Annotated in this window: 10 protein-coding genes and 1 pseudogene; 2 read left to right on the top strand and 9 right to left on the bottom strand. The window is 44.5% G+C overall.

The genetic code is table 11. From position 1 onward, the window contains the following. Window positions 1–54: 54 nt before the first annotated feature. A complete protein-coding gene (locus F6K63_RS23515; RefSeq protein ID WP_267875591.1) occupies window positions 55–189 on the bottom strand; it encodes a hypothetical protein in 135 nt (44 codons plus the stop codon). Here F6K63_RS23515 and F6K63_RS23510 point away from each other — a divergent pair. Further along, a complete protein-coding gene (locus F6K63_RS23510) occupies window positions 175–543 on the top strand; it encodes a hypothetical protein (RefSeq protein ID WP_271969197.1) in 369 nt (122 codons plus the stop codon). The two genes, F6K63_RS23515 and F6K63_RS23510, sit on opposite strands and share 15 nt — an antisense overlap. On the opposite strand, the gene F6K63_RS23505 is transcribed toward F6K63_RS23510, so the two are convergent. The 3 genes from F6K63_RS23505 to F6K63_RS23495 all read right to left on the bottom strand — a co-directional run bounded on the left by F6K63_RS23505 (window position 481) and on the right by F6K63_RS23495 (window position 4234). Continuing rightward, a complete protein-coding gene (locus F6K63_RS23505) occupies window positions 481–1587 on the bottom strand; it encodes a substrate-binding domain-containing protein (protein WP_071104013.1) in 1107 nt (368 codons plus the stop codon). The two genes, F6K63_RS23510 and F6K63_RS23505, sit on opposite strands and share 63 nt — an antisense overlap. Window positions 1588–1605: 18 nt before the next feature. Then, on the bottom strand, window positions 1606–2331 hold the full coding sequence (locus F6K63_RS23500; RefSeq protein ID WP_008189722.1) for a hypothetical protein: 726 nt from the start codon (window positions 2329–2331) through the stop codon (window positions 1606–1608). Window positions 2332–2494: 163 nt separating this feature from the next. Next, window positions 2495–4234, bottom strand: coding sequence for a VWA domain-containing protein (locus tag F6K63_RS23495; protein ID WP_008189721.1), 1740 nt, complete (start codon window positions 4232–4234; stop codon window positions 2495–2497). Between the two features lie 146 nt (window positions 4235–4380). Here F6K63_RS23495 and F6K63_RS23490 point away from each other — a divergent pair, with 146 nt between their 5' ends. Further along, window positions 4381–5124, top strand: a complete 744-nt coding sequence (locus tag F6K63_RS23490) for a Uma2 family endonuclease (protein WP_287313272.1) — start codon at window positions 4381–4383, stop codon at window positions 5122–5124. 177 nt (window positions 5125–5301) lie between these two features. Here F6K63_RS23490 and brnA read toward each other — a convergent pair whose 3' ends face one another. The 5 genes and pseudogenes from brnA to F6K63_RS23465 all read right to left on the bottom strand — a co-directional run. Continuing rightward, window positions 5302–5589, bottom strand: a complete 288-nt coding sequence (brnA, locus tag F6K63_RS23485; RefSeq protein ID WP_287313239.1) for a type II toxin-antitoxin system BrnA family antitoxin — start codon at window positions 5587–5589, stop codon at window positions 5302–5304. Further along, the gene (locus F6K63_RS23480; protein ID WP_287313238.1) at window positions 5570–5845 is read right to left on the bottom strand and encodes a BrnT family toxin; all 276 of its coding nucleotides are present in this window, start codon (window positions 5843–5845) and stop codon (window positions 5570–5572) included. Before F6K63_RS23480 ends, brnA begins: the two co-directional genes overlap by 20 nt. 114 nt (window positions 5846–5959) lie before the next feature. After that, entirely contained in the window at window positions 5960–8959 is a 3000-nt protein-coding gene (locus F6K63_RS23475; protein ID WP_287313237.1) for a CHAT domain-containing tetratricopeptide repeat protein, read from the bottom strand. Between the two features lie 35 nt (window positions 8960–8994). Beyond that, window positions 8995–10080 carry a hypothetical protein gene (locus F6K63_RS23470; RefSeq protein ID WP_287313236.1) on the bottom strand — a complete coding sequence of 362 codons (1086 nt, stop codon included), beginning with the start codon at window positions 10078–10080 and terminating at the stop codon, window positions 8995–8997. Further along, a pseudogene (locus F6K63_RS23465) lies at window positions 10053–10535 on the bottom strand (tetratricopeptide repeat protein); the annotation flags it as partial. The gene F6K63_RS23470 and the pseudogene F6K63_RS23465, both read right to left, overlap by 28 nt.

Genomic DNA, 10535 nt, shown 5'->3' with positions numbered 1-10535 from the left:
GACCTGATACAGGTTTCACAGTACCCTTGCGGGTACCTTTTTTGTTAAGAAAGATTAATCGATATATAGGAAAGGGAACAGGGAACAGGGAATAGGGAACAGGGAACAGGGAGCAGGGAGCAGGGAACAGGGAACAGGGAACAGGGAATAGGGAACAGGGAATAGGGAATAGCGATGCAGCGCCTTCATCAGGGGGTTTCCCACACCCCTCTTGCCTCTTGCCTCTTGCCTCTTGCCTTCCCCTCCTGGGAGGGGTTAGGGGTGGGTTCCTCTTGCCTCTTGCCTCTTGCCTTCCCCTCCTGGGAGGGGTTAGGGGTGGGTTCCTCTTGCCTCTTGCCTCTTGCCTTCCCCTCCTGGGAGGGGTTAGGGGTGGGTTCCTCTTGCCTCTTGCCTTTTGCCTTCCCCTCCTGGGAGGGGTTAGGGGTGGGTTCCTCTTGCCTCTTGCCTCTTGCCTCTTGCCGACTCCCTACTCCCGACTCCCTACTCCACCCGATTCCACATCCGTTGAATTTCCCCAATCACCTCAGAATTTGGTGGTGCTAAGGTTTTTAAATTAGGGTCAGTTTTTGCACCGGGTATACCTTTTGTCCAAGGACTGCCGGAGACAGATTGCAAATCAATACCCCCAAGCACAGGACGAAAACCGTATTGCACAAAGGTTTTTTGTTGTTCTGGAGCTGTCAGGAATTGGATGAATTTCCGTGCTGCTTTTACCTGTTGCGAGTTTACATCTCTGCGCACAATGGCTGCGGTGGAAACCGTTTCAATGGTGGGATTAAAATAATAAATCTGATAGGGCTTGCTTTGAGTCTGGGCTGCCTGTTGCCAACGGTACAGGGCAATGCTTTCATAGACAGTAGCAACATCTGCCTCATTGGGGCCACGGGTAATAAACTCTTGCAATAGAGTGTCCGTTGACCGTGGCGGTTGATAGATAGACCGCTTTACTAAACCGAACAGAGATTGAATTTCCGGGCCATTAAAATTACTTGGGGATAAGGTTGCGCCCCCAGAATTACTCTGTGTCCAAAGACTTAAGGTCAGTTGTCCGCTATTGGAACGATTAGGATCCGTAGTGACAAAGTCAAAACTACCCCAGTTAGGATTGCCTCCAATCTCCTGCCAATTGCGCTTTTTCATGGCATTTTCCAGTCTTAACCATTGAAAACGACCATCGGGAAACAGAACGTCTCCCCGTTCTGGCCAAGCAATACCTACTAAGAGGGTTTTGGCAATGGGTTGGGGGTTATCATAAAAAGGTTCACTAGTGTTTTGGGCTTGCCAACGGACGCTTAACTCATTCAACAAAACCCCATTAGCGGGAATTAAAATTGTCGGTTTAAAATCATTATTTTCATCGAGATAGCGATTCACTAATTCCTGGGAGCCTTGGAATTTAAATTCGATGTTAATATTAGAATGGGTTTCTTCAAAACGTTGTTCCAGAACAGCAAGGGGTTCTTGCAATTCTGTTCCAGTGACCACATAAAGGGTTTGTTGTAACGCTGGTAAAGGAGCGTAGGCAATGCCTAGGGAAACAGCGATAATCCCCAGGGAGGTAATTGTTTTAGTGGTTTTATTATCCATGAATTATTATCCATCAAGTTAAGATAGGAAAAGAGCCATATTGTCTTGAAAACCTGCCAATTCCGTACTGAGGGAGCGCAATTCTTCCACTGTTTGGGCATCTTGTAAATTGCTTGTCCGCAGGCTATTCTGCAACTGTTGTAGAACTCCTGCTGTATCGGTAATCAAAGTAGCTAGAGCAATCACCTGGGCTTGTCTGGCATCTTCCCCTTGTCGGGCAAGGGTAATGTTGTGGTTTAAGCTGGTCGCTAATTGTTGTAATTGTTGCCTAGCGACTCCAGAACTATTATTTTGTTTGGCTTCTACCTCTTGCAACTGCTGCTGTAAATCGGTTACTGAAAGCAGGGAGTCTGTACCATGGAGACGTTGGGAGAATTGATCAATTTTGCTGGGTAATTCCAAAGCGCGATCGCATGCGAATTGAATAGTAGAAAGTAGCTCCATTTCGGTGGTAGCAAGGGCAAGTTTTTCCGATTCTGAGCGCAGGCTTTCTGCTTTTTGAGCAATCAGTTGAGCCTGTTGTCGTACCTGTTGTAATTCCCTTTCCAAAGCAGGGTTTTGTAGGGTCGGGCGTGGTTGACTTTCCTTTTGCTTAAGAACAGTGGCACTAGCCACCGTGACCACTCCTGCTAGGGGAATAGCAATGGGGCTCGGAAGTCGAGCAACTCGTACTGCGATCGCCAGGACTACACCTCCTGCTAAGACCGCTAGGGGATAATGAAGAGGATTTGCAAAGGTTAACATGGGTTTAGTAATCGGTAATCAGCGACTGATAATTTACTTTAACTATATATGGTTAACTATTTTAATGAGGTACATCTAAATTTTTTTCCCTGTTCCCTGTTCCCTGTTCCCTGTTCCCTAAAACCCAAGAATCTGTACCTCACCCAATTGAAAACTGCTGTACTTAAAACTCAACTTGTAAATCTGCGATTAAATTAGAAATTGTTTCGGGATTGCCCTGACGATAATAGCCCCCATTTAGTTCAGCAATTGTTTGCAGGACTTTAGGACTAAATTCTCCTTGTTTGCCGTAACCGACGGTGAAAAAAGCAATACTTTCCTCCGCTTCAAAGTTACTGCTTTGTAATTGTTTTGAGAGGTTATCGAGAGTGATTTCTGAGCCAGAATCCTGACCATCGGTCAAAATCAACACCGCATTAATCGCGTCTGTTTTAAAATTTTGTTTTAACCAGTTCCGAGCAAAAATAGCACTATCATATAATCGAGTTCCTCCCCCAGCTTTCAGACTACCGATAAATTTTATCCCCTCAGCTTTTCCTTGGGGTGTTCCTTCCACCATAAATGGCTGCTTAATCTCATTACTGAAAGGAATAATTGCTATCTTTTCCCTTGAACCGAGATTCTGCACGTAGTTCAGTAACGTATTCTGCACACCCGAGAGTTTCTCACCTCTCATAGAACCGGAAACATCTACGACTAAAGCAACTTGGGAAGGTTTTTTGGCGTAGCTTTGCCAACTTTGCAACATCGCTTCTACCACTTCCGGTTTAGGAGGACGGTAGGAATCGTATTGAGGATTAGCTTGTACCCCAAATTGAGGGGAAAACTTACTGCCAAGGGGCACCCCTGGAATCCCCGGACGTAAGCCCAAGTCTACCGCAATTTTTTGGGTTTCTGGTTGCCGTAGGAATTCAATAACTTTTTCCCCTGCTGCTTTCTCTTTTTCACTCACCCATGGGGCATTGGGGAGGATGGCGCGGATGTTGGAACTGAAGGTAGCGGAAGGATAAACCGCTTGATAGTTAACCGTATTATTACCTTGGCTGTTGGCAGAAATCACTAAAGATTCATAGACAGAGCCCACAGAAGCCCAAAACGGACCGTTTTTTACCATCGATTTCGCTAAAGATCCGGTGGATTTGCCGTAACGGGTGATTTTGTTTTGGATTTTCTGAACCCGATCTTGGTATTTTTTAACATCGGCTATGGTGAGTTCTTGAGGACGCTTACCGGAAACCGAAGCAAATTGAGCCACTAGGGTTTGCAAGCCAGAATTGGAACGGGTTGGAGCAGTGTGAACGTAAGTTATTGGTAAAGGAGCCGCTTTGGAGTCTAGATCCTGGTGATTTTTCGCCTCTACCAAGGAAACATAGAGATCGTCCACTGCTGCTAAACCTCCGGCTAAATCAGCTTGGGTCATAAAAACCATCGGACTGTAAGCAAGCAGAGGTGATTCAGTTAAATCTGGGATATAGTTCTGTCCTGGAAAAATTTTATTAATCTGGAAGATCAGCTGACTCTGGTAAATTTCCCCATCCACAGAAATTAAAGTAGGAAATTGGGAATCTTCAGGAGCGATCGCACCGGATTGCAATTGTTGCGTAAGATTAAGAACTTCATCGACCACATCCCCACTTCCTTTAGTATCGCAGGTTAGATAAAAGGGAGTACCATCCTCTAGTTTAGGCTGGGAGTTATTGAGTTTGGTCGCAGCGCGATCGCAAAAATCTTTTAAGTCACTCCCTGCCAGAAAGCGAATTTCTAAACCTCGGTTGACTGTTTGGTTGATCGTTTGACTATTCTGACAAGCACCAAGGAGCAAGAGAACAGAAGAGACCGGTACCAAAGATAGTTTCCAAGAGATTGAAGAGAAAATCTTGGGGAGATTGCTATAATTAAACATCACACATCCCTTAGTTGTTGAATCTAAGATCAAGCACCAATTAAATAATAACACGTTTGCTTTACAAAAAATCTGTTAAAATGGTAGTTTTTTATAGGGTGTGATAAGATAGAATAGGCTTCCAGTATTTGGTGAAAATTTTTCCTATGATTCAGCAAATTACTCCCACCACCGATGATATCTTCTATCCCGAAAGTGACGGGAAACCCATGGCCGACAATACCCTTCAATTTGAACTAATTACCACCATTAAGTATGGCCTGGAAGTCCACTTCAAAGATGAACCCAATGTATTCGTTGCTGGGGATTTGTTGTGGTATCCAATACAAGGACAACCCAAAATCAACCAAGCCCCCGATGTAATGGTAGTTATCGGTAGACCGAAAGGGCATCGGCGTTCTTATAAAACTTGGGTTGAAGATAACCTTAATCCCCAAGTCACCTTTGAGATTGCCTCCGAAACCAATACCATCAAAGAATTAGAAGAAAAGAAACTCAAGTTTTATCAGACCCATGGGGTAGAAGAGTACTATCTCTATGACCCAGATCGGACAAAACTGAAAGGCTGGTTGCGTTCAGGAAAAAAACTAGAACCCATCCCTCAGATGCGAGGTTGGGTTAGTCCCCGTTTAGGAATTACCTTTGAGTTAGTAGCATCTCAATTGGTACTCTATTATCCCAATGGTGAGCCTTTTGCTAGCTATTTGGAAATTAGTGAGCAAAGAGATATGGCTCAACAACAGGCAGAGCTCGAAAGGCTGGCAAAAGAACAAGAACGCCAACGGGCAGAACAAGCGGAGCAAGCTTTAGAGCTTGAACGAACTCGCATGAAGGCATTGTTGGAGCAATTAAAAGCGAAAGGGATAAATCCCGATGATTTTAACCTATAATCTCTAACCATTATCCTAGTAATCAGGTAGACAGGGTTTTTCCCTGTTCCCTGTTCCCTGCTCCCTGTTCCCTGTTCCCTGTTCCCTGTTCCCTAAAATCCCTAAATCGTGTACCTCATAGCTATGATAATTGCTATATAATCGTATTTGGAGCCGCTAAAAGCGAAGGCACTAAATTTATAATTTCATCTGCTTCTTAGCAAGATAATGTTCGTCAAGGGCACGTCTTAGCATCATTTTAATCACAGCAGATCTGCTAATGTTGAGTTCTTTTGCCATTTTATCGAGTTCGGTGAGCATAGGGCTAGGAATTTCCACCTTTGTGGTTTCTATATCCTGTCTTCTTCGTGAAGTCATCTGACGGCGTGTTCCGACTCTTGTTGTTGTGGAGTCAAAATAGCGGTCTATAACCTCTTCTCCTGCTTCAATTTTTTGTTCAATTTCTTCAATAGAAATATTGTTCATAAATTTCTCTCTCCCTTTTGGTACTTTTCCAATACGTGATTAACCATATATATTCCCCTTCATCATCATAACGCACTTCATAAATGACCGATAAAAGAGAATTTTCCAGAAAACCAATGGCAATAAATTGTGCAGGATCATCTTGTTTCATTCGTTCTACATAGTCGCCAGCCAAGATAGTAGCGACTTCCTCAAACGAATATCCTCTCTTTCGCTTCAGAAGTTGACTTTTGTGATTATCCCAATCAAATCGCATTTTTTACCATAACGCCCTAAAATAACGCTCTTGTTATGCTTTGTTACCATCCTAATTTTAGGGGATCCTCCCTATTTTCCTACTCCCGACTCCCAACTCCCGACTCCCTACTCCCTATTCCCCAGCCATAGAACGCCAATTCCCAGAAGGAATAAAACTCGCCCAATAATAGGGATGGTGATAATCTCCACCCCCTAACATTTGCAACTGAATCCTTCGCAAAGCCTCAGAACGCCCTTGGTTATCCTGCAATGCTTGATAATAAGCTACCATTAGATCCTTGGTAGCCCGATCATCCACTTTCCACAAACTAATTACCTGGCTTTCTGACCCGGCAATTACCAACGCTCGACGCAACCCATATATTCCTTCCCCAGCACTGATATTGCCTAAGCCAGTATCACAGGCTGATAACACCACCAGTTTTGTACCTGATAAATTTAATCCCGTTGCTTCTAAGGCTGTGAAGATGCCATCTTCTAGATCATTGTCTGGCTTATCAGTCTTAATTCCTGCTAATGCTAACCCTGACCAAAGTAAGGAATTATCCCCTAAAATTACCTCATCTTCGGAATTAGGTCTCGGTTGGAAAAAACCATGGGTAGCAATATGTAGTATTCTCGGACGAGTAACCTGTTTTAATACTGCTTCATTAGCTTTAGCACCCAACAACGGCTCCACAGCAAGCATCTGGGCGATCGCGTTTACTTCATCAGCAGTACCTGGTAAAGGCGGTAAGCCCAACTCAGAAGGATGCGAGTAACGTAAGCTGCGGGTTGCTACTATCTGGTTTTCCTCCCCAAGGGCACTAATTTGAGCCGAATTCTCAAAATCTGGTGCTCCCAAAAGTACTGGTTGGGTGAGCTTGGGATTGGGATTGGATAATCTCAGTAAATCCCTACCAGAAGTAAGGTAGGTAAAACCATAGCTTTCTACTAAATAACGGTTGTCTTCATCCACTAAAGCTTCAAAGGGGATGAGGTTGAGGTAGCTGTCTGGAGACAGTAAAATCCTGCGGCTATCTCCCAACAAAGGACGGACTTTCGCCATCAGCTTCTCATCCACCTTGCGGGCTGCTTGTTTTACCTCAGCGATGGTAAGATCCTCGGTTTTAAGGGATAATTCAAGTATCTCCCACAGAGGTTTCAAAGCATCTACCTCCCCTAAATCAAGGCCTTGGGGTAAGCCTTGAGAACGGAGTACATAGACCCCATAACGGGGATTACCAAAACTATCCTCTTCGGGATTGTAGGGTTTGTACTCTACAAATTCTACCAGTGCCGTATCCTCAGGAATCAGTTGTTGAATAGTTTCGATGGTGACTGGTTGATTGATTTGGGCAAATTCACGACTGCGCCGACTAATTTTTGCGACTAGTTTTTGTTCCTGATTGGTTAATTCATCGAGTTGATTACGATATTCTTTCAGGGAAAGCTTATCGGGTGGGTTGTAGGTGAGGTTAGCGAGTTGGGTGCGAGTATTGTTTAGTTGGTCTAGTAATTTTTGGCTTTGGAAATCTAAGCGTTTACGCAACAGTTGCTGACTATGGGTCAAGAAATCCAGTAAACGACCTTTGCGACGTAGGATATTTGTTAACGCTAGACCAGCTGCTCTTTCATTATCGGGAGCTGAGTTTAGGTGTAGAGAAATAGCTCTATCTCTTGTTCCAGAGATGGTTTTGACGTAAGCTTGTTTTTGCTTTTCAGCACCAGCGACAAGATTACGTTCCAGGTTAAGTTCAAGGATGTCTAATCCTGCTTCCAGAAACTCTAGGGCTTGGTCAATGTTTCCTTGACTGTGATGTAAAATAGCCAGATTATCCAGACTGGTAGCCACATATGGGTGTTCGTTACCCAGCAACCGTCTCCTCATCTCCAAAGCTTGGGTATATTTAGGTTCCGCCTGTTCGTACCTTCCCATGGATTTGTAGAGTCCCCCCAGATTATTGAGGCTGGTAGCAACAGAAGGGTGTTCCTCCCCCAGCAACTTTCTGTCCATCTCCAAGGCTTGGGTTAACAAGGGTTCCGCCTGTTCGTACCTTCCCATTGAATAATAGAGTGCTGCCAAATTATTCAGGCTAGTTGCTACATCAGGGTGTTCGTCTCCCAGCAAGCGTTTGCTCATCTCTAGAGCTTGGTTATAATATGGTTCCGCTTCTGAGTACCTTCCCATTGAATCGTAGAATAAAGCCAGATTATTGAGGCTGGTTGCGACAGATGGGTGGTCATCCCCCAGCAACCGTTTCCTCATCTCCAAGGCTTCGTCATACAAGCGTTCCGCCTGTTGGTTCCTTCCCATGGCACGATAGAGTCCCGCCAGATTATTGAGGCTGGTAGCCACAGATGGGTGTTCCTTCCCCAGCAACCGTCTCCTCATCTCTAGAGCTTGGGTATACAAGGGTTCCGCCTGTTCGTACCTTCCCATGGATTTGTAGAGTAAAGCCAGATTATTGAGACTGCTAGCCACCAATGGGTGTTCGTCCCTCAGCAACTGTCTATACATGTTCAAGGCTTGGGTATACAAGGGTTCCGCCTGTTCGTACCTTCCCATTGAATAGTAGAGTCCCGCCAGATTATTGAGGCTGATCGCCACATCAGGGTGTTCGTCCCCTAGCAACCGTTTCCTCATCTCTAAGGCTTGGGTATACAAGGGTTCTGCTTCTGAGTACCTTGCCATTGAATAGTAGAGTTCCGCCAGATTATTGAGGCTTAATGCTACAGATGGGTGTTCTTTTCCCAGCAACCGTCTCCTCATCTCCAAAGCTTGATTTAACAAGGGTTCCGCCTGTTCGTACCTTCCCATTGCATCGTAGAGTAACCCCAGATCATTCAGGCTGGTAGCTATATCTGGGTGTTCCTCCCCCAGCAGTTGCTTTCGAATTCTCAAAGCGTCCTGGGCGAGGGGAATCGCTTCGGAGTATTTCCCTTGCTTATAAAGCTCAATGACTTGTTGATTCAGTTGCTTAGCTTTCGCTAGTTGTTCTTGTCCTGACTCCTGTTGTTGGGCAATGGTAGTTTGTCCCACCGTGGTCAGGGGCGTAATTACCCCTACTGAGATCAAACTAACTAGAGCTGTTGCCCAAATTGTTGGCCTTTTTGATTTAGTTGAAACCATACCGATACCCCATACCTTAAATCCAGAACCGCCTGTCAAATTTTACTTTTCTTCGCTTCTAGTTGACGCACCTCTGATTCATCCCCTAAAGCCCGATAACTAACTTGGGCTTTTTCCAACCATTGTAACGCTTCTTCTTTACTGTCAATAATTAAGCTGATAGTTACTAAACTCTTTTGTATTTCCGCTTGACTGTTTAAATCTGATGCTGCTTTAGCCAGTTCTAAACCTTTGAGGTAACGCTCCTTTGCCAGTCGATTTAACCCCACTTGTGTGTAGGTATTCCCTAGCAGTTGATAGGTTGCTACCAAAGTATTCCCATCTTTGATGCTTTGTTCGAGGATATCAATCGCATCATATTTCAAATCTTCGCTGAGGTAAAAATGGGCTATGGCTAAGGTTTTTGCTTCTTCACTTAACTGTTTTTGCTGGAGTTCCTCTACTTCTTTTAATAGGGTGGTAGCTTTCTTTTTATCAAGTACCCGAAAACCAAATACCCCTTCGTCTATAGAACGTTGACCGTTGTCAGTCTCAACAATTAACCAATAATAACCAGGTGGTAGAGGTTGTTCCCCTGAATAAAGAATTTCTGTCTCCCTACTGTTGGTTTTCCAGTCTAGATCTAATCCTTGTCCACGAATCCTAACAGAATAACTTTCTGCACCTTCAACCTGATGCCAGCGTAGGGTGGGTCGGTTGTCGAGTAAGGATGTGTTCCTCGGACTTAATAGATAAGGAATGTTTTGATTATTTGCTGCCCTAGTAGGAGCGGTATCATTCTCTGAGTGAATTATTCTATTATCTCTGGTGGCAGGACAGCCTTCATTAACGGTGGAAGTTTTTCCCGGTTCAGGTTTCCAGGTTGTCCAGTTGGAACACAGCACTTCAACCGTAGCATTTGAGCCTACCAACAGCTGATAATCCCCCCTGAGTACAGAACCAATAGAAGCTGGTTGAAAATTTGACCAATTGGGCTTCTGGAATTTGACTTCACCTGGAGGACCCAAGGCGATAATTAGGTTAAACCTTGGTATTTGAGGCAGGGCAGGTTTGATGAAAGTAACTGCCACACCTAGCCCCAGTGCAAAGGCAATTAAGGTTTTCGATTGTTTTGACCACATGATTGATTGTCCTCCTTTAATTTTTTATGAGCTAAGCCCAGCCACAGATCCTCATCAGGATTAGCACTTGAGCCGAATTGACAACATTTTTGCCACTGGTTCAGGGCTTTGGTTTTCTGGTTTTGTCCTTGATAAACCTGAGCTAATAAGCAGTGGGCTGAACCGCGATTAGAGATTCGTTTACTACCTTCTTGACTACTTCCTAGAGAAACAGCACCCAGGATAAATTTCTCCGCTTCATACCAGCGCTGTTGCTTAAGCCTTGCCCAACCCAAGTTTTTCATCAGGTCGTATTTAACTTTGATACTGGCTTGCTCAGCCTTGGCTAAACCTTTTAAGAGTAGGGGTATAGCTAAAGATGGTTTGTTGTTCAGAATATGCAAGCGACCTAAGTTGTTATAGGCTTTGACAAAACCGCCTTTTACGGCGAATTGGTATTGAGTTCTGGCTTTATC

Source organism: Moorena sp. SIO1G6 (assembly GCF_010672795.1).
Lineage (GTDB): Bacteria > Cyanobacteriota > Cyanobacteriia > Cyanobacteriales > Coleofasciculaceae > Moorena > Moorena producens.
The sequence above is the reverse complement of the archived record's forward strand: the minus strand, read 5'-3'. Positions and strand labels throughout refer to the sequence as shown.